The sequence below is a fragment of the Exiguobacterium mexicanum genome (assembly GCF_005960665.1).
GTDB classification, from domain to species: Bacteria; Bacillota; Bacilli; order Exiguobacteriales; family Exiguobacteriaceae; genus Exiguobacterium; species Exiguobacterium mexicanum_A.
This window is the reverse complement of the sequence record NZ_CP040676.1, coordinates 730,682-753,708: the sequence shown is the minus strand read 5'-3', so window position 1 is coordinate 753,708 and position 23,027 is coordinate 730,682. Positions and strand designations below refer to the sequence as shown.

Genomic DNA, 23,027 nt, shown 5'->3' with positions numbered 1-23,027 from the left:
CCTTTACTTCAATATAGAGGAGGGGTCGCCCCCTCCCGTCAGCGACGCTTCTTCGCTCCGCGTTTGGCGTCGCCTTTACGTTTTTGACCGTCTTTCTTCTTCAAGTCGAGCGCCGACCGTCCTTGCGACGTCTTCGGCTTCTCGCCTGGTTTCGACGGTTTCCCGGCTTGGCCCGGTTTCCCTGGTTTGCCCGGCTTGCCGCGCTTCGGACGTTTGTCGTCACGGCCGCGGCCTTTTTTGTCATCCTTCTTCGGACGACCTTCCGTCGCTTTAATCGTCGTCGGTTGGCGACGGCGCGACTGTTCCCGCTTCGGCATGCCGACGACGGTGAAGTCGATCGTGCGCTCGTCCAAGTTGACGGCGTCGACCTTGACGCGCACCGCGTCACCGATCCGGAACTGACGTTTCGTCCGCTCACCGATCAAGAGGAGTTGCGACTCGTCGAAGTGGTAGTAGTCATCCATCGACTGGAGACGGACGAGACCTTCAATCGTGTTCGGGAGCTCGATGAACATCCCGAAGTTCGTGACGCCGCTGACGACACCGTCGAACTCTTCACCGAGACGTGATTCCATGTACTCGGCTTTCTTCAAGGCTTGCGTCTCGCGCTCGGCATCGACCGAACGACGCTCGCGTTTCGACGCCTGTTCGGCGATCGAACCGAGACGGTCCTCGTACTTGGCGATCGTCTTCTCGGACACGTCGCCGTTGAAAGCATACGTGCGCATGAGACGGTGGACGATCAAGTCCGGGTAGCGACGGATCGGCGACGTGAAGTGCGTATAGAAGTCGGTCGCCAGGCCGAAGTGGCCGAGCGAGACGTCATCGTACTTCGCCTGTTGCATCGAACGGAGCATGATCGTGCTGATGACCGGTTCTTCCGGTTCACCTGAGATTGCCTTCAAAATCTTCTGAAGCGTCTTCGGTTCGACCTTCTGGCCTTTGAACCGCTCGATGTGAACGCCGAAGTTCGCGACGAAGTCGAAGAAGAAATCGAGCTTGTCCGGTTTCGGGTTATCGTGCACACGATAGATGAACGGCACGTCCATCTTATGGAAGTGTTCGGCGACCGTCTCGTTGGCCGCGAGCATGAACTCTTCAATCAACTTCTCGGCGACCGAGCGTGGACGCAAGACGATGTCGGCCGGTTTGCCTTCTTCGTCGACGACGACTTTCGCTTCGGCGAAATCGAAGTTGATGGCACCGCGTGAGTTACGGCGCTTGCGCAGCACTTCTGCGAGCTCAGCCATCAGGTCGAACAACGGGATGTACGGCTCGTACCGTTCGAGCGTCGCTTCGTCATCGCGTTCGATGATCTCGCGGACGTTCGTATACGTCATCCGCTCTGTCGTCTTGATGACACTCGGGAACAGCTCATGGTTGACGACCTTCCCGTTTTGCGGGGAGATCTCCATGACGCAGCTGAGCGTCAACCGGTTGACGTGCGGGTTGAGCGAACAGATTCCGTTCGAGAGACGGTGTGGCAACATCGGGATGACGCGGTCGACGAGATACACACTCGTCCCCCGTTCGAACGCCTCGACGTCGAGCGGTGAGCCTTCCGTCACGTAGTGTGACACGTCGGCGATATGGACGCCGAGCTCATAGTTGCCGTTGTCGAGTTTCTTGACGTGGACGGCATCGTCCAAATCTTTCGCGTCTTCGCCGTCAATCGTGAAGATCGTCTCGTTACGAAGGTCGACACGGCCCATGAAGTCTTTCTCGTCGGCCTCGTCCGGTACGGCGTTCGCCTGGTCGATGACATCTTCCGGGAACTCCGTCGGGATGCCATGCTTATAGACGATCGACAAGATGTCGACGCCCGGGTCGTTCTTGTGTCCGATGATGCGGACGACGTCACACGCTCCGGCGAAACGTCCGTCCGGATATTTCGTGATGCGGACGACGACTTTATGGCCATCGACGGCACCGAGCGATTTGTCCGGGTTGACGACCGGCCAGAAGTTGATGCGCTTGTCATCCGGCTCGATAAAGGCGAACTGGTCGAGGCGTCCGCTCGGGAGCGTATACGTCCCGACGAACTCCGACAAGCCACGCTTCAAGACTTTGAGGAGCACGCCCTCGGTCTTGCCGCGGTTGTCCTCGCGTTTTTTGACGAGGATCGTGTCGCCGTGGTAGACGTCTTTCAATTGGTCGGGCGGAAGGAACACGTCCTCCGTCTCGCCTTCGACCGATAAGAAGCCGAAGCCGCGTTGGTGAATCGAGATGATTCCCGCTGCTTGGCCGAGCACGGCGAGCGTCCCGTAACGGTTCGTCCGTGTGCGGCCGATTAAGCCCTCTTCTTCGAGGGTGTTCAAGGTGCGGATGAGCTCTTTAAAGGCATCCGTCGACTCGAGCGCAAGACGCTCGGTCAATTGGTCCACCGTCAGTGCTTTATCACTGGCTTGGATGATTTCTAGTAGTTGGTCACGTAAATTCAACGTGACACCTCCTTTTTCACACTGACCAGTCTAACGTTTCGAGAAAATCGAGCACGTCCTGGTGCAGTTTCTCTTTTTCCTTATCGAGCGTGATCACATGTCCCGACTCCTCGTACATGAGCAGTTCTTTTTGGAACGCGTTGATCGCCTCGTAAATTTCGTGTGCAGATTCAGGATCGACCATTTGATCTTTCGCCCCTTGGACGACGAGCGCCGGGACGAAAATATCTTCGAGTTTTGTCGTCGTGTCACGGACGAAGGCACGGAGGTCCTTGAGCGTCGGCATCGGTTTGAAGTCCGCCATCTCCTGTTCGATCTGTTCAGGTGATTTGTCTTCTCGAGATTTATATTCTCGAGCGTAGGCTTTGACTCCTTTGTATAACCGATCTTCGGCATCGATTCCGGTCGGGGCGCACATCGGGATGACGCCTTTGACGTTTTCCTGTGAAGCGAGGCGAAGCGACATGACGCCGCCGAGCGAGAGGCCACAGACAGCAATCTCCTCATAGCCTTTCTCTTTCAACGACTGGTAGGCGTTCAAGACGTCCTCCCACCAGTCCGCCGGTCCGTATTGAAGCAATTCTTCCGGCGGGACGGCATGGCCCCGGTACTGGGGACCCATACACGTATAGCCTTCTTTTTGCAGGAAACGACCGAGCATGCGGACATCCGCGCTCGATCCGGTAAAGCCATGTAACATCAACACGGCACGTGGTCCGCCTTCAAAGAAGAACGGTTTCGGTGCTGTAATCTTCATTGCTAACGTCATCTCCTCATACAATCCATTATTCCCAAAAAATAATTGAAAAAAACAAAAGCCGACCGCCTCACGTAAAAATCGAGAACGATCAGCCTTTCATCATAATGATGCGACTAGTAATCCTAAAATGAAAAACAATGTGCCTAGTACAGCTGCAGTTCGGTTCAAAACAGCGTCGAAGCCGCGCGCTTTCTGGCGGCCGAACAACTGCTCCGCGCCACCTGCAATCGCCCCAAGACCTTGCGACCGACCTGACATGAGCAGTACGACGACAATCAATAAAACAGCCACGACGAGTAGGCTGATTGTAGCGATCGTTTGCATAGTAGTCAGTTCCTCCTTCTTTTTACACGCTTCTTATTATATAGAAGTTGGCATCAAAACACCAGCTTTCAAATTATCGGGACGGGTAGCTGAACCCTTCCCCGATGACCTCTTTCACTTGGTGGATGACGACGAAGGCACGTGGGTCTGTCACTTCGACGATTTTCTTGAGCGGGCCGACTTGGCGCTTGTCGACGATCATATACAACATGTTCTTATCCTGCTTCGTATAGTAGCCGTGACCGTGGATAATCGTCGCCGAGCGGCCGAGCGTCTCCGTCAACACGACGGCGAGCTCTTCTTGCTTGTCGCTGATGATCGTGACGGCCTTGCGGATGTTGAGCCCTTCGGCGACGAGGTCGATGACCCACGAGCCGATGATGATGGCGATCAACGTATAGAGCACGACTTGCTCCCCGAGGATAAAGCCCGACGCCCCGACGACGATCGCATCGATGATGAACATCGACACGGCGACGCTCATGTGCAAGTACCGCTCCATGAGGCGGGCGATGATGACCCCGCCTCCGGTCGTCCCGCCGACACGGAGCACCATACCGATGCCGACACCAATCATGATCCCAGCGTACACGGCCGCGAGCAGTTTGTCCTCGGCCGGGCTGCCCCAGTCATGGGTCAAGCTGAGGAAGAACGACGTCGCGATGACCGCGACGACCGAATAGACCATCGTCCGGCGGTCGAGCAGCTTATAGCCGACGATGAATAAAATCCCGTTCCCGATAATCGACGTGACCCCGAGGTCCCAGCCGAACAAGTAGTACAGGATGATGGTGACCCCGAGCAGGCCGCCTTCCGAGAAATCGTTCGGGACGGTGAAGTAGTTCACCCCGAACGCGAGAATGAATGAGCCGGCGACGATCCAGGCGATATCCATCAAGGAAATCGATTGGAGCTTCTTCCAGACTTGTTGACGCAATAGATGTTGTTGCTGACGTTTCATCATTTGTCCCCCTTCCATATAAAAAAGACCGCGGCACAAAGCCGCAGTCTAAGTCTTACTGTTGAACTGGCTTTGGCGCACCGTCTTTCATAATCGGCAACTTGCGGTCCACGACGTTCGTGTAGACGTTCAAGAGTGCCTCTTTTTCCAAATCCCAGTTATATTGCTCACGCGCCGTCTTCGTGTTTTCTTTGACACGGGCGTAGAGTGCTTGGTCGTCGAGCAGGCGGTTGACGCCTTCGGCGATTGATTGTGGGTCGTGCGAATCGACGACGACACCGACATCGTTACCGGCGACGACCCGTTCGATTTCCGGGAAGTCACATGACACGACCGGTACTTCGGCCATCAAATATTCGAACAGTTTGTTCGATGACGCTGAATAGTGGTTGAAGCAGACGTTGTTCAACACTTGGAAACCGAGATACGCGTTCATCGTATAGTACGGTAACGCCTCGACCGGTACTTTGTCAATCATCTTGACGCGGTCGCTGACGCCTTCGTCCTCAATCATCTGTTTGATCACCGGCTTGAGCTTCCCGTCCCCGATCATGACGAGCGTCCCTTCCTTGAAGTCCTTGACGGCGAGGATAAGCTGCTCGAGTCCGCGGCCGGCTTGGATGCCGCCTTGATACAAGAGGATTTTCTCATCTTTCGGCAAGTCGAGGAGCGCATGCAAGTCTTTGCGGAGCGTGAAGTCGAGCGGACGATAGAACGGATAGTTGTGGAGCACGTACGGATAGAAGCCGTACAACTCTTCGTTATGCGCCGCGCGCGTATGGTTTTCGACCATCATCGAGTCGACGTAAGGCAAGAGCCAGCCTTCGAGGTTACTTTGAATATAGCCGTAACCGGTCCGGTCCGTCTGGACTTCGTGCGAGTCGTAGACGATTTTGCCTTTGTTGACGATTTTCCCGGCGATCAACGCCTGCGGGAGCGTGTTCAAGTCGTTGGCGTGATAGAAATCGTACGACTTCTTCGTCGAAGTGAACACCATCTCGAGCATCGCGCTCGCATTGACGATGTTTTTACGCACCGGTGGGAACAAAATCGCACCCGCTGCCGCACCGAGTCCGATCATCGTCAGTGGTGCGAGGACGAGCAGTCCCGCGCCGACGAGTCCGGCACCGAGTTGACGCGTTTTCTTCGCGCTGACCCATGTGCGGACCGACTTGAGCGCCTTCATCCCGTTGGCGAGAATCGACGGCTGACGTTTGACGCGGATGACGCGGAACCCTTCTGGACGCATCTCCTCTTTCGGGAGCGACGGATTTTTCGGGTCTTGGAGCGCAATCAAATCGACTTCATAGCCCGCTTCGGCGAGTGCCGAGCATTCGCGCAAGACGCGCGCATCATTCGTAAAATGGTTCCATACAAACATACATACTGACTTCATCGTGTTTCCTCCATCGTTACTTTTTCTACCACGTCTTCGAGGACGTGTATATTGTTTTCCCAACACAGATTGTCTTTCACATAACGGATCCCGTTCACGCCGTACTTCTCGCGCAAGTCGGGACGTTCGAGCAGCTTCCGGAGCATGAGCTCGATCTCGTTGATGTCACGCTTCCGTGACACGTAACCGACCTCGGCCGCTTCGATGACATTCGCCGCATGGCCTGACACCGCCGCGACGATCGGTTTGCCGACCGCCATATAATCGATCAGTTTGCCCGGGATGACCGTATCGAACACTTCTTGCTCGATCAAGCTGACGAACGCGACGTCCGCGTTCTTGATGGCTTGGAATGCCTCCGTCCGAGGCATCGCCTCGAGGAAGAGGAAGTTCTTGAAACCGCGGGCTTTAATCATGTCTTTCAATTCGTTCTTCCGGTACCCGTAGCCGATCAACTTGAAATGCACGCGCGGCTCGTCACGGAATCGTTCTGCAAGCTCGAGCAAGAGCGATACGTCTTGGGCGAGGCCCATGTTCCCGGCGTACAGAATCTCCATCCGGTCGTCCTCAGGGACGGTCCGCTCGAGGTTGCGCTCGCTCTCTCGAATCGAGTTCGGCATATAGTGAATCATGTCGTTGTCGACGCCACGTTGGCGCAGATAGCTGCGGAACCCTTCCGAGTTGATGATGATTTCATCGGCCGATTTGTAAAGACGCTTCTCGAACCAGAACGCCGGGGCGAGCATCCAGTCGTGTTTGAACACGCCGACGCCTTTCACCGACTCCGGCCAGAGGTCACGCACGTCCAAGATGAACGGGACGCCGTACTTGCGTTTCGCATACACGCCGACGAACGCCATAAAAAAAGACGGGGTCGTCGCAAAGACGACATCCGGTTTCGAGTCGAGCTTTTGGACGGCGGCGACGCCTTTGATCATCTGTTCCAAAAACAAAGCGAGCCGGCTCACCATGTTCGACGTATGTTTGCGCTTCTTCGTGATGAGCCGCTTGATGAACGGCTGATTGTTGAGCGCCTTGTCGTTCCAGAAGCGATCGTCTTTATACAAGTTGAAGTTCGGATACGATGGGGCGGCCGTGATGACCTCCACTTCGTATCCGCGTTCCTTCATGAGATGCGTGATATTTTGCATCCGGTTGCCGGCACTGCCGATCTCCGGATAATAGTTTTGACAGACCATTAACATTGTTTTCAAAAATAACACACCTTACTGTTGTTCGAGTTCGTCCACGAAGCGCTTCAAGAGCGTGCGGACGTTGGCTTTTAAATTTGGGTCGCAGAGCGCATGGGCAATCGTCGCTTCGATGAAGCCGATCGGTTCCCCGACGTCATAGCGACGCCCGTCAAATTCATAGGCGAAGACGGTCTCCACCTCGTTCAAGCGGGCGATGGCGTCCGTCAATTGGATTTCGCCTCCCGTCCCGACTTCTTGCGCCGACAACGCCTCAAAGACGTCCGGCGTCAAAATGTAACGGCCGAGGATGGCGAGGTTCGATGGGGCTTCACCGACGGCCGGTTTCTCAACGAACGTCCGGACCGGGATGAGCTTTCCTTCGACGGCAAGCGGGTCAATTATACCATATCGATTCGTCATTTCATACGGGACGCGTTGCACCCCGATGATCGAGCGCTCATACTGCTCGTACTGGTCGATCAATTGCTTCGTCGCCGGCACGTCCGCCTCGATGATATCGTCCCCGAGCAGGACCGCGAACGGTTCGTCGCCGATGAACTTCCGGGCACACCAAATCGCGTGGCCGAGCCCTTTTGGTTCCTGTTGCCGTATGTAGTGGATGTTGGCGAGGTTCGACGAGTGGCGCACCGACTCGAGGAGCTCGGTCTTGCCTTTTGACTCGAGGTTCTGTTCAAGCTCGATGGCTCGGTCGAAATGGTCCTCGATGGCGCGCTTGTTCTTCCCGGTCACGATAATGATGTCCTCGATGCCGGAAGCGACGGCTTCTTCCACGATGAATTGAATCGTCGGTTTGTTGACGATCGGGAGCATCTCTTTTGGCATCGCCTTCGTCGCCGGCAAGAAGCGGGTACCGAGCCCGGCGGCCGGGATGATGGCTTTCCGTACGCGTGTCATGGACGTCTCTCCTTTTTGTAGTCTGTATCTGATTATACCCAATTTTCAAGCGTTCACGCACTCAAAAAAAACGGCCGTGACGCACGTCACGACCATTTCCGGTCTTCCATATACTTGTACAGGAAGTAACCACCGACACCGAGCGCAATGAGAAGAAGGAGAAAACCGCTGATCATCATGACGAACGCCTCCTTTCACCTACACTAGTCTATTCCCGGAAACGGAGCAGAATATACTATCCGCCCTGGCGGCACCGATGCTTTCTGCAGGCAATCTACGGTGCCGCTTGGACGGAATCAGACGGTGGGCGACTCCTTGGGGAGAGTGATGCAAGGATGACCCCGTAAAGCGCGCGTGCGCTGCGGAGGCATCCGCATCACCCCAGGAAAGCGTCCCGCCGTCTGATGAAGATAATCAAAACCACAAAAAAACAGGCCCGCACGAGGCGGACCTGAAAACAATCAATTATTTTTTGAGGTTGTAGAACGACTTGATGCCGTCGTATTTCGCTACATCGCCGAGCATGTCTTCGATGCGGAGAAGTTGGTTGTACTTCGCAATACGGTCTGTACGCGAAAGTGAACCAGTTTTGATTTGACCAGCGTTTGTTGCAACCGCGATGTCCGCGATTGTTGCGTCTTCTGTTTCACCAGAACGGTGTGAGACAACTGCTGTGTAACCAGCTTTTTTAGCCATTTCGATCGCGTCAAATGTTTCTGTGAGCGTACCGATTTGGTTAACTTTGATGAGGATCGAGTTCGCGATACCTTTTTCGATTCCTTCAGCCAATTTCGCTGTGTTCGTTACGAAGAGGTCATCCCCAACGAGTTGAACTTTGTTACCGATTTTCTCAGTAAGCAATTTGTGGCCATCCCAGTCGTTTTCATCGCAACCATCTTCGATTGAGAGGATTGGGTACTTGTCAACGAGTTCTGCGTAGAAGTCTACGAGTTCTGCAGTTGTAAGTGATTTGCCTTCGCCAGCGAGTTCGTACTTGCCAGTCGACTTGTCATAGAACTCAGAAGATGCAACGTCCATTGCGAGGTAGACGTCTTCACCTGGTTTGTAACCAGCTTTTTCGATCGCTTCAAGGATAACAGTGATCGCTTCTTCGTTTGACTTAAGGTTTGGTGCGAAACCACCTTCGTCACCGACTGCTGTGTTAAGACCCATACCAGAAAGAACTGATTTGAGGGCGTGGAATACTTCAGCACCCATACGGAGCGCTTCACGGAACGTTGGCGCACCAACAGGCATGATCATGAACTCTTGGAAGTCAACGTTGTTGTCCGCGTGCGAGCCACCGTTGATGATGTTCATCATTGGTGTTGGAAGTGTCTTCGCGTTGAATCCACCGAGATACGTGTAAAGTGGAAGACCGAGCTCATCAGCTGCTGCGTGAGCTGCTGCCATTGAGACACCAAGGATTGCGTTTGCGCCGAGCTTCGCTTTGTTTGGTGTGCCATCAAGTTCGATCATTTTAGCGTCGATTGCATTTTGGTCGAAAACATCGTAGCCGATGAGTTCAGGTGCGATTGTGTCGTTTACGTTCGCAACGGCTTTGAGTACACCTTTACCAAGGTAGCGTGACTTGTCGCCATCACGGAGTTCAACTGCTTCGTGCTCACCAGTTGATGCGCCTGATGGGACGAGGGCACGGCCGAAACCACCGTCTTCTGTGAAGACTTCTACTTCTACTGATGGGTTACCACGTGAATCCAAAATTTCGCGTGCGTAAATTTCTGTAATCATTGACATATTGATTCGCTCCCTTTTATTTGGAAAGTTTTTTGAGTTACTTCGTGACGATTGATGTGCCGGTCATTTCTGCCGGTTGCTCTCCACCAAGCAGGTGAAGGAGCGTCGGGGCGAGGTCGCATAAAGCGCCTTCTAGAACTGGTTTCAGTTCCACCCCTTCTTTCGTGACGATACATGGTACTGGTTCCGTCGTGTGGGCCGTCATCGGTGAGCCGTCCGGGTTCGTGACAAGGTCAGCGTTCCCGTGGTCCGCCGTGATGATCGCCGCGCCGCCTTTAGCAATGAGTGCGTCCACTACTTTACCGAGGCATTCGTCGACGACTTCGACAGCTTTCTTCGTCGGTTCGAGCATACCGGAATGGCCGACCATGTCCGGGTTCGCGTAGTTGATGATATACGCGTCATACGTGTCCGATTCGATGCGTTCGAGAAGACCTTCCGTGAGCTCGTATGCGCTCATTTCCGGCTTCAAGTCGTACGTCGCCACTTTCGGTGACGGTACGAGGAAACGATCTTCATCTTCGAACGGTGTTTCTTGTTGTCCGTTCAAGAAGAACGTGACGTGCGGGTATTTCTCAGTTTCCGCAGCGCGGAGCTGTTTGTACCCTTGCGCGGCGAGAGTCTCACCGAGCGTGTTTTTCAAATCTTCTGGTGGGAAGACGATGTCCGTGTCGATTTCATCCGAGAATTTCGTCATCGAGACGAGCAAGATGTTCTCTGGATGTGTGTTCGAAAGTTTGAAGCCTTTGAAGCCGGTCTTCTCTTTGAACACTTTCGCAAGTTCAATCGCCCGGTCCGGACGGAAGTTGAAGAACATGATCGCGTCGTTATCTTTGATCGTCGCGACCGGTTGTCCATCTTTCTCGATGACCGTCGGTAAGACGAATTCATCCGTCAAGCCGTCTGCGTACGACTGTTTAAGCACGTCGACCGCATTCGTGCCGACTTCGCCTTTCGCGTTGACGAGCACGTCGTATACTTTCTCGACGCGTTCCCAACGGTTATCGCGGTCCATGGCATAGTAGCGTCCAGACACGCTAGCGACTTGACCGAGTCCGAGTTCAGCGAGCTTCGCTTCCGTCTGTTCGAGGAAGCCAGCGCCTGATTTCGGATCACAGTCACGGCCGTCCGTGAAAGCGTGAATGTATACTTTTTCGATACCATGAAGTTTTGCGAACTCGACGATGGCGTACATGTGGTTGATGTGAGAGTGAATCCCACCGTCTGAGACGAGGCCCATGATGTGGAGGCTCGAATCATACTTTTTCACATGTCCGGCCAAGTGATTCATCGCTTGGCGGTCGAAGAGTGAACGGTCTTTGATGGCGTTGTTGACGCGTGAAAGTGACTGATAGACGACCCGGCCGGCACCGATGTTCAAGTGACCGACTTCCGAGTTCCCCATCTGACCTTCCGGAAGGCCGACGTACTCGCCTTTCGCGTTGAGGAGCGTATGTGGATACTGCTCCCAGTAGCGGTCGAAGTTCGGTTTGTTCGCCGCAGCGACCGCATTACCGAACGTTTCGTTCCGCATTCCAAAACCATCCAAGATGATGAGGGCGACTGGTCTTGCCATTTAAATCGCCTCCAACAACTTGAGGAACGAAGCAGCTTCAAGTGAAGCACCGCCGACGAGCGCGCCGTCGATGTCTTCTTGCGCCATATACTCCTTGATGTTCTCAGGTTTTACAGAACCGCCGTATTGGATGCGAACCGCAGCCGCCACGTCTTCACCGTAAAGACCTTTTACCACGTCACGAACATATTTGCATGAGCTTTGCGCATCTGCTTCGTCCGCTGATTTACCAGTGCCGATCGCCCAAACTGGCTCGTACGCGATGACGAGTTGTTTGACTTGGTCAGCTGAGAGGTCCGCGAGGCCACCTTCGACTTGCGTCTTGATGACTTCTTCGAACTTGTCGCCTTCGCGCTCTTCTAATGTCTCACCGACACAAACGATTGGCGTAAGACCGTGTTCGAACGCTTTTTTCGTTTTGCTGTTGATGAACGCATCAGATTCGCCGAAGTATTCGCGACGCTCTGAGTGTCCAAGGATGACGTATGTCACGCCGAGGTCAGCGACCATGGCCGGGCTGATTTCGCCTGTGTATGCCCCGCTGTCTTTGTCGTACATGTTTTGAGCACCGAGCTTAAGGTTTGACCCCTTCGCTGCTTCTACCATCGGTGCGAGGAAAAGTGCTGGTGCACCAATCGCCGCGTCAACTTTGTCCGTTGATGGGATGTTATTTTTAACTTCCTCTACGAAAGCGACAGCTTCCGAGAGTGTTTTGTTCATTTTCCAGTTACCTGCAATAATCGGTTTACGCATCGATAACCCTCCTCTATTTTACTTGTCGTTCAACGCTTCGACGCCTGGAAGTTTCTTGCCTTCCATGAATTCGAGTGAAGCGCCGCCACCAGTCGAGATGTGGCTCATTTGGTCAGCAAGGCCAAACTTGGCTGCTGCCGCGGCTGAGTCACCACCACCGATGATTGAGTATGCGTCGCTGTCTGCGAGTGCTTGAGCGACACCTTTCGTTCCGTTAGCGTACTTATCGAGTTCGAATACGCCCATCGGTCCGTTCCAAACGACAAGTTTCGATTCGCGAATCGCTTCCGCGTAAATTTCGACTGTCTTCGGTCCGATATCAAGACCCATGTGATCCGCAGGGATCGAGTCGATATCGACTGGTCCGACGTATGTCTCTTCGCCGAATTCTTTCGCAATGACACAGTCGACCGGCATCAAGAACTTCACGCCTTTGTCTTCTGCTTTTTTCATGAACTGACGAGCGAGGTCGAGCTTGTCTTCTTCAAGGAGTGACGTTCCGACTTCGTGCCCGAGTGCTTTCGAGAACGTGTACGAGAGACCGCCACCGATGATGAGTGTGTCAACGATGTCAAGAAGGTGGTCGATGACCCCAATCTTGTCAGCAACTTTCGATCCGCCGATGATCGCCGTGAACGGACGGTCCGGGTTCGAGAGTGCCTTCCCGAGGACTTCAAGTTCTTTCTCCATCAAGAGACCAGCCACCGCGTGGTCCACGTTTTGCGCGATACCTTCTGTTGAAGCGTGGGCACGGTGAGCCGCACCGAACGCATCGTTGACGAAGATATCAGCGAGTGCCGCGAAACCTTTCGCGAGTTCTGGATCGTTTTTCGTTTCACCAGGGTAGAAACGGACGTTCTCGAGAACGACGACGTCACCTTCACCAAGTTTTGAAACGGCTTCTTCTGCGACTGGACCGTACGCCTCTTCAACGAGGGGTACATCTTTGCCGAGAAGTTCAGCGAGACGTTTAGCGACCGGTGCGAGTGAGTACTCGAGGTTCTTCTCGCCTTTTGGACGGCCGAGGTGGCTCGCCAAAATGACTTTCGCACCGCCGTCGATCAAGTGTTTGATCGTCGGAAGAGCCGCTTGGATCCGCGTTTCATCTTGAATGACGCGATCTTTGAGTGGAACGTTGAAGTCAACGCGGCAAAAGACGCGTTTCCCTTTTACATCGATGTCACGAATAGACTGTTTGTTCATAACCTTCGCCTCCATATGTCGTGCGTGTCAATTTCATAAATAGAGCGGAGAACAATCTCTTGTTTCCGCTCCTATTTGATTCTATTTAGTTCACGAACTTACTTCGCGATTTCAGCGAAGTGCTTGAGTGTGCGAACCAATTGTGCAGTGTAAGACATTTCGTTGTCGTACCAAGAAACTGTCTTAACGAGTTGCTTGTCGCCAACTGTCATTACTTTAGTTTGTGTCGCATCGAAGAGTGAACCGTAAGTGATTCCGACGATGTCAGAAGATACGATTTCGTCTTCAGTGTAACCGAATGACTCGTTCGCTGCTTTTTTCATTGCTGCGTTGATTTCGTCAACAGATACAGTTTTCTCAAGAACTGTTACGAGCTCTGTGAGTGAACCTGTAGCAACTGGTACACGTTGTGCCGCACCGTCAAGTTTACCTTGAAGTTCTGGGATAACGAGGCCGATCGCTTTAGCCGCACCAGTTGTGTTTGGTACGATGTTTGCTGCTGCCGCACGTGCACGACGGAAGTCGCCTTTCGGGTGTGGAGCGTCAAGCGTGTTTTGGTCGCCTGTGTAAGCGTGGATTGTTGTCATGAGACCTTCAACGATTCCGAACTGGTCTTGGAGAACTTTCGCCATTGGCGCCAAGCAGTTTGTCGTACAAGAAGCACCAGAGATTACTGTCTCAGTACCATCAAGGATGTCGTGGTTTGTGTTGTAAACAACAGTCTTCATGTCACCTGTAGCCGGAGCCGAGATCACAACTTTTTTCGCGCCAGCTTTCAAGTGAAGCTCCGCTTTTTCTTTTGCTGTGAAGAAACCAGTACATTCGAGAACGATGTCAACACCGAGCTCGCCCCATGGAAGTTCTTCTGGGTTGCGGTTAGCAAGTGTAACGACTTTCTCGCCGTTTACGAGGAAGTGATCGTCGTGTACTTCTACTTCTCCGTCGAAACGACCTTGTGTCGTGTCATACTTGAGAAGGTGAGCGAGCATCTTCGTGTCAGTCAAGTCGTTGATTGCAACAACTTCGATTCCTTCGTTTTTGATGATCTCGCGGAATGCCAAACGACCAATACGTCCAAATCCGTTAATACCAACTTTTACTGCCATAGTTAATTTCCTCCTTAGGGTAGAAGCTATTTATTGAAGAGCCAACGGGGGTCAACTCTTTAATAACGATTTAATAATTCTGTCGCCGCACCTTCGTCTGTGACGAGGATGATGTTCGGCGTGTGTTTCGCATATGCGGCAATCGCTTGTGCCTTCGATTTCCCTCCGGCGACCGCGATGACGGTGTCCATGTCGTCGAGCTCCTCTAATTGGATCCCGACCGTCTTGACCCGATGAACGATTTCACCTTCGGCGTTGAAGTAATATCCGAACGCCTCGGCGACGGCATCATGCCGTTCGATCATCCGCAAATGCTCTGGTGACGCGTGACGGCGTTTCGCCATCGTTTCCGCCTCACCAATTCCATGTACCACAATTCGCGCCGCTCTAATCATTTCCAGGACATTTTTTATGCTAGGTTCCTCCACCATCCGCTCGAACGTCTCTTGCGAAACCTCGTCCGGAATGTGGAGTAAATGATAGTCGGCATGGGCCCGGTCGGCCATTCGAGAACAGACGGTGTTCGCCTGTAACTCAAGCGTCTCTCCGAGTCCGCCGCGTGCCGGCACGAAATGCATCGGCCGTTCTTTTTTATCGGGCGACATCATGGCCGCAACCGATGCCATCGTCGTCCCGCCTGTGACCGCGATGATATTGTCGTCAGGTGCCAGTCGCGCTTTCAGCTGCGTGACGGCGGCCCGACCGATATCTCGCTGGACCCAGAACGTCTCGTCGGAATCACCCGGTACGATGACGACTTGGCGAACGCCTAGTTTTCGCTCGAGTTCTCGTGCGACTTCCGAGATGCCTAGGATCTCTCCCATGACCTCGTGCAAGTCCCGGAGAACGTTTCGGCCCGATTCCGTAAGGGAAATACCTTGAGTAGCGACCATCAATAGACCTTGGTCTTTCAAAAAGTCGACTTCTCGTCTTAGGATTCGTTCCGTCAGCCCGAGGCTTGTGGCGAGTGTCCGGCGGCCGATTGGCTGCATCAACCGGACGTAATGTAAGATGTCGTAACGATGTCGGAGCGTATCGAGCATGTCGGGAACGATTTGCTTCTGAACTTGAATCAGCTGCTGGATCATACTCATTCCCCCTCGACCTAAAGCGTGGACAACTTTTGTCCCACTTTTATATTTGCGTCCCACCGCTACGACTTCATCTTATCAATGACCTTTCCGTCTTGCAACCCCTTCAAACGTTTTTTTTCGATGTAAGCGTATACTTAACAAAATCTTCAACTTTACTGTCATCGTATCGCCCTTGACTAATGACGCGCCCCTCGTGTAAGACGACGGGGATTTCAAACAAGTACTTCGCCTCGAGTTCTTCGTTGCCCGTGATGTCGACCTGTTCAAGTTCGAACGGATAGTCTTCCATGAGCCATTCGAGCATGACGAGCGCCTCCTCGCAGAGCGAACAGTTGGCACGCCGGTATAACGTCAGCACCATGTCAGTCCCCTCCTTTCCATAGTTGTCGTTCCCGCTCCCGCGAGTTCCCAAAACCGAGCGCCTCCCGATAGTTCGCCACGGTCCGTCGTGTCACCGTATAACCGAGCCGGGCCAACTCTCGCATGAGCGCGGCGTCACTCAAAGGTGACGTCTCTTGTTGAATCAGTTCGGCGAGCGCCTTCTTCACCATGAACGGCGATTGCCCGTGCTCCGTGGACCTGACGAAAAAGTGGCGCCACGCCATGACCCCGCCTTCGGTCGCCACATACTTTCCTTGGATGGCCCGTCCGACGGTCGACTCGTGCTTGCCGATCCGCTCGGCGACTTCTTTCCGCGTCAACGGATGCAAGACGTGCTTGCCGTCGAGCCAGTCCGCCTGACGTTCCGCGATGACCGTCCATACCGAATGAAGCGTCGCGTTCCGCATCTCGAGCGTCTCGTGCCACCACTTTGCCTCGCGGTCGTCCCCGATCCGAGTCGCATCGAGCGTTGGGCTGAACCATGTCGTCACAAGCTCATCGTCACGCCGGACGACTTCGAGTTCCGGGATGATATGCTCGGTTCCTTCATATAATATTGGTGTTTTTGGTAACGTCGCCACGATACGGGTCACCCGGTCGAACTCGGCCACCGAGATGTCGAGTCGCCCCGGGATGTCATCAACGTTCGCGTCGAGCGCCTCGAATACGTCCAAGACGAGCGGGTCGTCATGTTCAATCGCATGCCGGTATTGGCAGTCCCGCTCATTCTTCGCCCCGATCCCCGTCGGTTCTAAAAACAAGAGTGCCTGGCGTGCCGCCTCAATGTCCGCCACATCGACCTCGAATCGATGGGCGAGCACGAAGTCACTATCAGGCAAGAGGCCACGATGGTCTAGCGCGAGGACGAGCCGCTTTTGAAGCATACGTTGGGCCTCGTTCCCACTTCCTTCCTCGATCTGTTCGAACAGACGCGACTCGAATCCGCTCGCCGTGTCCTCCACCCATTCGACCGCGCCGCTGCCGATGGCGATGTTCGGGTTCCGCTTTGACAAACGGCCAAGCTGAAAAGCGATCGCGGTCCGGTCTGCTTCGAGAACCGGCAGACGCCTGACCATGTCCTGGGTCAGCTGTTGCTGTTGCTTTTGAAGTTGCTGTTGTTCTTGGCGTTGCATCGGTCACACCCCTCTCGTTTCCTATTGTAGCGAAAGGCGGGAAAACGCGCTCAAAAAAAAGTGAGACGAACAGGATTGCTTTTTTAAAAAAACAAATGTATAATAAATCGTGTCAGAGAACATGCACCCGTAGCTCAGGGGATAGAGCACTGGTTTCCGGTGCCAGGTGTCGGGAGTTCGAATCTCTCCGGGTGTATCAAAGAAAGAGGTCAGGCAGATGCCTGGCCTCTTTTGTCGTTTTAGAATCGTCAAACCGTGGAATAGGTCAAAAACGATGACTATCGTTTGACCAACATTGACTATAGCGGTATGATATGTTTACAACCTACATAAAGGAGGCAGATTCAATGTTAATTCCAACAGTTATCGAACAAACAGGTCGCGGGGAACGCGCGTACGATATTTACTCACGCTTGCTCAAGGACCGCATCATCTTGCTCGGAAGTGCGATCGACGACAACGTCGCCAACTCGATCGTTGCCCAGCTCCTCTTCCTTGCAGCCGAGGACCCAGATAAGGACATCTCACTTTACATCAACAGCCCGGGTGGTTCGATCACTTCCGGAATGGCGATTTATGACACGATGAACTTCATCAAACCGAACGTGTCGACGATTTGTATCGGAATGGCCGCATCGATGGGTGCCTTCTTGCTCCAAGCCGGTGAAAAAGGCAAACGCTTCGCGCTTCCAAACGCGGAGATCATGATTCACCAACCGCTCGGCGGTACGCAAGGTCAAGCATCGGACATCAAGATCCATGCTGAACGCATCATCAAAATGCGCGAGAAATTGAACCAAATCATGGCCGACAACACAGGCCAGCCGCTTGAAGTCATCGAGCGCGACACAGAGCGCGACTACTTCATGTCAGCTGAACAAGCGAAAGACTACGGTCTCATCGACAAGGTCATGACTCGTTAATCCAAAAGCGCCTTTCCCAAATCCGGGAAAGGCGCTTCTTTTTATTGGACAGGTAACCAAATTTCAATCAAATCGTCAGCTCCGTCTTGCCCATGAATGTAGCGCTCAAAATCGAGTGCATCCCGCAACGTTACATCCGGCAACGCTAGAAGTTGATTATACGTCGTGGGGATGGCCGGGATTCCGCCTTCGACCGTGGCGACAAGGTAACGTCCTGCCGACAGTTCAACCTGTCTTCCCTCTTCTCCTATGACAGGATCAGTCATCCCTGCTAGATAAGCTTCTTCTTTCGCTAAACAGACGCCATATGATTCGTCTGTCGTCAGCTCTGGTTGCAGTTTTTCCCAAACGAATGGGATTGTGGTGAGTTCGGATACATAACCGTTTACGATTTTCGGTCGGTCCCACATCTCATAACGTACTTTCATTGAATCTCCCCCTGTTTGCATCCATTTGATTTGTTGCTCGACTTGTCGCAACGCCTCGATTTCGCGTTGAACCTCATCAAGTCTGCTGTCGAGTACCTCGCTCACACTTTTTGCCGTCTGAATTTGTTCGAGCGAGATACCCATTTGGCGTAGTAACTTGATTTCGTTCAGGCGTCTTATTTCTTCCATCCCGTATAACCGATACTGATTATCTAAACGAGTCGGTCGGACGAGTCCTTTCGCTTCATACCATTTGATTGCTTTAGTGGACAACCCCGTTAGATGGACCACTTTTCCGATTTGAATCATTGGCGTCCCCCCTTCTCATTGATCATAAAGCCGCCCGTAGCGGACAGGTCAACTCTTTTATTCCTCGACCTCGACCCCGAACACATAGCGGCTGTCCCCACGCGGCCACTCCCCGCCCGTCTCGAACAAATAGACGCCCGGTGCGTCGGGCACGACGGGTTCAGACCGTACGAGCTCCCCGTCGATGATTTGATGGAATGAGACGTTCGACGGCTCGGCATGGAACTCGACATCAATCTCGGCACCCGGCTCGACGGGCACGAGCTGCAAGTCGTCCGCTTCCGGCAACCCGTGGTCTTCACATACCGCCTCGCCCCCATTGGACCAGCAGAACGTCGACTGTTTCACTTAGGCCGTCACCGATCCGATCCGGACTGTCGGGAGCGGCGGTTTGATCGAGGACTCCGACTTCCAAAACGAGGTGGCGAACAGCGCGCCGCCGACGAGAATCAACCCAACCACGACGATCCATAACCCTTTTCGTCTCAACTCGCTCATCTCCTTTGTTCTTGTATTCCCCGTTCCACGAAAAAACGACCCACTTCCGTGAGTCGTCCCGTTCATTTCGGGCGTCGGAGCCCTTTCATCATATAGCCGCCTTTAAAGTCGATCGGATCGAATGCGACGAGGAACGCCTTCGGCTCATACTCCTCGACCATTTGCCGCAAATCTTTCATCCGTGTCCGTGCCGCCAAGACGTCGAGACGATATCGGATGCCGTCACGTCCCTGACCTTGGTAGTGCGTCACACCATAACCGCTGTCGCGCATCTTTTGGATGAGCTCGGCCGGGAACTCTTGTGTGTGGACTTGGATCATGTTGTAGCCGATGGCAAGCTTACGCTCGACGTAACCGCCGACGAGAATCCCGAGCCCGAATCCGACCGCATAGACGATCATGCCGAGCGTCGTCAAATCTTGGAACACGATCCCGAGCGCGAAGATATAGATTAGCGTCTCAAGCGTCCCGAACAGCCCCGCAATCATCGTTTTTCCTTTGACGAGCATGATGGTCCGAAGCGTCAGCACCGGTACGTAGACGAGTTGTAATACTAGGATGAGCAAGATTTGCCCCATAGGATCGACCTCCATTCGAATTCAATATAACCACTATTCCAAATTTTAAGGCCGGATGCAACCAAAAAAGGCTGACCGCAGTCAGCCTTTCGCAATTATTTGTCTAAGTTATCCACGCTCGTGAGCAGTTCATAATCTTTGCGGATGACCTGATAGATGGCGTTCGTGTCACCTGACAATACTTCTTCCGCGCGCAATTGGTTGAGGAAGAGGCTTGTCGCGAACGTGACGAGGGCGCTTTTCGGGATCCCGATTTGTTTCGCACGCTCCGTGATGACCTGGTCTAAATCAGCGTCGATCGTGAGCGAGATTCTTTTCTTTGCATTCGACATAATCATGAAGCTCCTTTAAGTTACATTTCTAAGTCCTATACACAATTGCTAATTATATAGGAAGAATGGTTTTGGTGCAACCGGGGTCACGATGAGCTGATTTCTTCACCGTTTCGCACCTTGTCCGCGATCTGGTCGATCTTGCGGAGCCGATGGTTGATCCCCGATTTCGAGATCGGTCCCGTCTCGAGCATCTCGCCGAGTTCTTGGAGCGAGACGTCTTGATGGGTGACCCGGAGCTCGGCGATTTCCCGGAGTTTGACCGGTAAGATTTCAAGCCCGACCGTGCGCTCGAGGAACTTGATGTTCTCGACTTGGCGGAGCGCCGCCCCGACAGTCTTGTTCAAGTTCGCCGTCTCACAGTTGACGAGCCGGTTGACCGAGTTGCGCATGTCTTTGATGATACGCGCGTCCTCGAAGTCGAGCATGCCGCGCGTCGCCCCGATGAGTTTCAGGAAGTCCGAGATCTTTTCACTCTCTTTGATATAGAGGATGTGCCCTTTCTTCCGCTCGAGCGTTTTCGCGTTCAAGCCGAAGCGGTTGGCGAGGTCACGGAGCGCCTGGTTATGGTTCTCGTACAGGCTGTACACCTCGAGGTGATACGACGACGTCTTCGGATGGTTGATTGACCCGCCGGCAAGGAACGACCCGCGTAAATAGGCACGGGCGAGGTTCTCGTCACGTGTCATGTCCGAGTTGAGTGTGCGGATCATCTCGTAGTTCTCCCCGAGGATTTCAAGGTCTCGAAGCATCGTCTCGGCACGCTGGGCGACCCGGACGATATAGACGTTGTTCTTCTTCAACCGCATTTTCTTCCGTACGAACAAATCGAGATGATGGTCGTACAGCCGTTTCATGAGGGAATAGATTCGACGTGCGATGGCGGCGTTCTCAGTCGAGACGTCGAGCGTCATCCCTCGCCCTAAAGCGAGCGAGATGACGCCGTTCATCCGGACGAGCGCGGATAGTTCCGCTTTCGCCTCGGCATCGGTCACGACGAGTTGCGTCAATTCTTTTTTGACGTCAGAGGCAAAGCTCATGCCGGTCCCCTCCTTTCTGTTCAATCACAACTTATTTCAGCTCAAGTTCTTGGAACGAGCGTGGTTTCTTGATGCGCAGGACACGTTGCATGACGAGTCCTGCGATGGCGTCCGAGTCGTGGCGGATATAGTCACGGTTATAGTCGACGATGTCCCCCGCGAGCACGTTCGTGCCGTAATTTCGAAGCTTCTTCCGATCGAAGCGGACTTCTTCCGAGCCGTCCTCGAGGTAACGCTCTAAATAGATGTCCTCGATTGGCTCGTTGTTGACGACGATCGTGTCGACCGTCGACTTGCCGAGATACGCCTCGATCGATTTCAAATGTTTCATCGCGTCGTACCCTTTCGTCTCACCGGGCTGCGTCATGACGTTGCAGATGTAAACGACCGGTTTCTTGGAGCGGACGATGGCGTCACGCACTTCTGGAATCAAGAGGTTCGGGATGATGCTCGTATACAAGCTCCCTGGACCGAGCACGATCAGATCGGCGTCCTCGATCGCCTCGACGACACCAGCCGCCGGCTTGATACCTTCCTCGAGCAAGAACAGGCGCTTGATTTGTTTCTCGACGAGCGGGATCTTTGATTCACCTTTGACGATCGTCCCGTCCTCGAACTCGGCGGCGAGCGTCATGAGTGTCTCCGTCACCGGGAGCACCTTGCCTTGGGCGTTCAACAGCTGCGACAAGACGTCGACCGCCTTGACGAACGAGCCTTCGCAGATATGCGTCGCCGCCGTCAACATGAGGTTGCCGAGCGAGTGCCCTTCGAGCCCGTAACCGCTGTCGAACCGATATTGCAAAATCTTGTCCATGAGTGGCTCGACCTCGGACAAGGCGAGGATGACGTTCCGGATGTCGCCCGGCGGTAACATATGGAACTCGTCACGGAGGCGCCCCGAGCTGCCCCCGTCGTCCCCGACCGTGACGATGGCCGTGATGTCGAGCGGATAATGCTTCAAGCCCCGGACGAGCGTCGAGAGGCCCGTCCCTCCACCGATGGCCACCACTTTTCTATCGCGTCTCATCTTATTTCTCCTTCGTCGCATGCGCGAGATCGCGATGGACGGTTTTGACGTTATAGCGTTCGGCGAAATGGGCCGACACTTTCTCGGCGAACGTGATCGAACGGTGCTTCCCGCCCGTACAGCCGAAGGCGACGACGACTTGCGTCTTCCCTTCGCGCTTGTACTGCGGCAACAGGAATTCGAGCATGTCGATCAGTTTTTTATAGAACGCCCGCGCCTCGGGGTGCGACATGACGTAATTCTGGACTTCTTCCGTCTGCCCGGTGAGCGGACGGAGTTCCGGGATATAGAACGGGTTCGTGATGAAGCGGACGTCGAACAACAGGTCGATGTCGAGCGGGACGCCGTGTTTGAACCCGAACGACATGAAGTTGACCGTGAACGGGATCCGTTCCTCGTTGAACTGGAGCAAGATGCGGTCTTTGAGCATCTGCGGCTTCAAGTCGCTCGTATCGTAGAGCGTATGGGCCCGGTCACGGAACCCTTCGAGCAACGAGCGCTCCATCCCGATTCCGACGAGCGGCGCGTCTTCCGGGGCGAGCGGATGTGACCGGCGCGTCTCCTTGTAGCGGCGCACGAGCACTTCGTCCCGTGTGTCGAGATACAACAAATGCGGGTGCACGTTCTTCTGTTCCAAGTCGTCGATGACGATGAACAGGCTGTCGATGAAGTCGCGCGTCCGTGTGTCGATCGCGACGGCGATCTTCGGCCGGACCGAGCTGATGACATCAATCAATTGCGGCAAGAGCACCGGCGGCAAGTTATCGACGCAAAAATAGCCGAGATCCTCAAAACTATTCATTGCGACCGATTTCCCGGCCCCGCTCATCCCGCTGATGATGATCAATTCTTCTAATCCTTTAAAGTCTTCCATGTCACTGACGCCCCCTTAAAATTG

General features: G+C 53.9%; 24 protein-coding genes and 1 tRNA gene. 2 read left to right on the top strand and 23 right to left on the bottom strand.

Annotation, left to right across the window (positions count from 1 at the left end; translation table 11 throughout):
* Positions 1–38: 38 nt before the first annotated feature.
* The 15 genes from rnr to FED52_RS04260 form a co-directional block, all read right to left on the bottom strand.
* On the bottom strand, positions 39–2,441 hold the full coding sequence (gene rnr, locus FED52_RS04330; protein WP_138859080.1) for a ribonuclease R: 2,403 nt from the start codon (positions 2,439–2,441) through the stop codon (positions 39–41).
* Positions 2,442–2,457: 16 nt separating this feature from the next.
* Positions 2,458–3,198: an alpha/beta hydrolase gene (locus tag FED52_RS04325; RefSeq protein WP_138859079.1), complete on the bottom strand. Its 741-nt coding sequence runs from the start codon at positions 3,196–3,198 to the stop codon at positions 2,458–2,460.
* A 102-nt stretch (positions 3,199–3,300) separates the two neighbouring features.
* On the bottom strand, positions 3,301–3,525 hold the full coding sequence (secG, locus tag FED52_RS04320; RefSeq protein WP_012726902.1) for a preprotein translocase subunit SecG: 225 nt from the start codon (positions 3,523–3,525) through the stop codon (positions 3,301–3,303).
* Positions 3,526–3,598: 73 nt separating this feature from the next.
* Positions 3,599–4,486: a YitT family protein gene (locus FED52_RS04315; RefSeq protein WP_138859078.1), complete on the bottom strand. Its 888-nt coding sequence runs from the start codon at positions 4,484–4,486 to the stop codon at positions 3,599–3,601.
* Between the two features lie 55 nt (positions 4,487–4,541).
* The gene (locus FED52_RS04310; protein WP_167491769.1) at positions 4,542–5,882 is read right to left on the bottom strand and encodes a glycosyltransferase; all 1,341 of its coding nucleotides are present in this window, start codon (positions 5,880–5,882) and stop codon (positions 4,542–4,544) included.
* The gene (locus FED52_RS04305) at positions 5,879–7,087 is read right to left on the bottom strand and encodes a glycosyltransferase family 4 protein (protein ID WP_240731335.1); all 1,209 of its coding nucleotides are present in this window, start codon (positions 7,085–7,087) and stop codon (positions 5,879–5,881) included. The genes FED52_RS04310 and FED52_RS04305 overlap by 4 nt, the downstream gene beginning before the upstream one ends.
* 21 nt (positions 7,088–7,108) lie before the next feature.
* On the bottom strand, positions 7,109–7,990 hold the full coding sequence (galU, locus tag FED52_RS04300) for a UTP--glucose-1-phosphate uridylyltransferase GalU (RefSeq protein WP_138859076.1): 882 nt from the start codon (positions 7,988–7,990) through the stop codon (positions 7,109–7,111).
* Between the two features lie 465 nt (positions 7,991–8,455).
* Positions 8,456–9,748, bottom strand: a complete 1,293-nt coding sequence (eno, locus tag FED52_RS04295) for a phosphopyruvate hydratase (RefSeq protein ID WP_114166805.1) — start codon at positions 9,746–9,748, stop codon at positions 8,456–8,458.
* Positions 9,749–9,785: 37 nt separating this feature from the next.
* Positions 9,786–11,324 carry a 2,3-bisphosphoglycerate-independent phosphoglycerate mutase gene (gene gpmI / locus FED52_RS04290; protein WP_138859075.1) on the bottom strand — a complete coding sequence of 513 codons (1,539 nt, stop codon included), beginning with the start codon at positions 11,322–11,324 and terminating at the stop codon, positions 9,786–9,788.
* Positions 11,325–12,077, bottom strand: a complete 753-nt coding sequence (gene tpiA / locus FED52_RS04285; protein WP_034778525.1) for a triose-phosphate isomerase — start codon at positions 12,075–12,077, stop codon at positions 11,325–11,327. It lies immediately after the preceding gene.
* An 18-nt stretch (positions 12,078–12,095) separates the two neighbouring features.
* A complete protein-coding gene (locus tag FED52_RS04280) occupies positions 12,096–13,280 on the bottom strand; it encodes a phosphoglycerate kinase (RefSeq protein WP_131437839.1) in 1,185 nt (394 codons plus the stop codon).
* 98 nt (positions 13,281–13,378) lie between these two features.
* The gene (gene gap / locus FED52_RS04275; protein ID WP_138859074.1) at positions 13,379–14,386 is read right to left on the bottom strand and encodes a type I glyceraldehyde-3-phosphate dehydrogenase; all 1,008 of its coding nucleotides are present in this window, start codon (positions 14,384–14,386) and stop codon (positions 13,379–13,381) included.
* A 59-nt stretch (positions 14,387–14,445) separates the two neighbouring features.
* Positions 14,446–15,471, bottom strand: a complete 1,026-nt coding sequence (locus FED52_RS04270) for a sugar-binding transcriptional regulator (RefSeq protein ID WP_034780023.1) — start codon at positions 15,469–15,471, stop codon at positions 14,446–14,448.
* A gap of 112 nt (positions 15,472–15,583) precedes the next feature.
* Positions 15,584–15,841, bottom strand: coding sequence for a glutaredoxin family protein (locus tag FED52_RS04265; protein ID WP_034778531.1), 258 nt, complete (start codon positions 15,839–15,841; stop codon positions 15,584–15,586).
* A 1-nt stretch (position 15,842) separates the two neighbouring features.
* Positions 15,843–16,994, bottom strand: coding sequence for an RNA polymerase factor sigma-54 (locus FED52_RS04260; protein WP_138859073.1), 1,152 nt, complete (start codon positions 16,992–16,994; stop codon positions 15,843–15,845).
* A 123-nt stretch (positions 16,995–17,117) separates the two neighbouring features.
* Here FED52_RS04260 and FED52_RS04255 point away from each other — a divergent pair.
* Together FED52_RS04255 and clpP are read left to right on the top strand one after the other, a co-directional pair.
* Positions 17,118–17,190 (top strand) — tRNA-Arg (locus FED52_RS04255).
* A 151-nt stretch (positions 17,191–17,341) separates the two neighbouring features.
* Entirely contained in the window at positions 17,342–17,917 is a 576-nt protein-coding gene (gene clpP / locus FED52_RS04250; RefSeq protein ID WP_138859072.1) for an ATP-dependent Clp endopeptidase proteolytic subunit ClpP, read from the top strand.
* A gap of 41 nt (positions 17,918–17,958) precedes the next feature.
* Here clpP and FED52_RS04245 read toward each other — a convergent pair whose 3' ends face one another.
* From FED52_RS04245 to rapZ, 8 genes are all read right to left on the bottom strand, one after another.
* Complete coding sequence (locus tag FED52_RS04245) at positions 17,959–18,654, bottom strand: MerR family transcriptional regulator (protein ID WP_138859071.1); 696 nt, start codon at positions 18,652–18,654, stop codon at positions 17,959–17,961.
* 57 nt (positions 18,655–18,711) lie between these two features.
* On the bottom strand, positions 18,712–19,002 hold the full coding sequence (locus tag FED52_RS04240) for a hypothetical protein (protein ID WP_240731308.1): 291 nt from the start codon (positions 19,000–19,002) through the stop codon (positions 18,712–18,714).
* Positions 19,003–19,143 (bottom strand): hypothetical protein, encoded by a 141-nt coding sequence (locus tag FED52_RS13975; RefSeq protein ID WP_240731307.1) that lies wholly within the window; start codon positions 19,141–19,143, stop codon positions 19,003–19,005.
* Between the two features lie 71 nt (positions 19,144–19,214).
* Positions 19,215–19,730 carry a DUF2179 domain-containing protein gene (locus tag FED52_RS04235; protein ID WP_021065440.1) on the bottom strand — a complete coding sequence of 172 codons (516 nt, stop codon included), beginning with the start codon at positions 19,728–19,730 and terminating at the stop codon, positions 19,215–19,217.
* 95 nt (positions 19,731–19,825) lie between these two features.
* Positions 19,826–20,062, bottom strand: a complete 237-nt coding sequence (locus tag FED52_RS04230) for a hypothetical protein (protein ID WP_021065439.1) — start codon at positions 20,060–20,062, stop codon at positions 19,826–19,828.
* A gap of 86 nt (positions 20,063–20,148) precedes the next feature.
* Entirely contained in the window at positions 20,149–21,102 is a 954-nt protein-coding gene (gene whiA, locus FED52_RS04225; RefSeq protein ID WP_034778536.1) for a DNA-binding protein WhiA, read from the bottom strand.
* A 31-nt stretch (positions 21,103–21,133) separates the two neighbouring features.
* Entirely contained in the window at positions 21,134–22,129 is a 996-nt protein-coding gene (locus FED52_RS04220) for a gluconeogenesis factor YvcK family protein (protein ID WP_034778537.1), read from the bottom strand.
* 1 nt (position 22,130) lies between these two features.
* Positions 22,131–23,003 (bottom strand): RNase adapter RapZ, encoded by an 873-nt coding sequence (rapZ, locus tag FED52_RS04215; RefSeq protein WP_029595053.1) that lies wholly within the window; start codon positions 23,001–23,003, stop codon positions 22,131–22,133.
* Between the last annotated feature and the right edge of the window lie 24 nt (positions 23,004–23,027).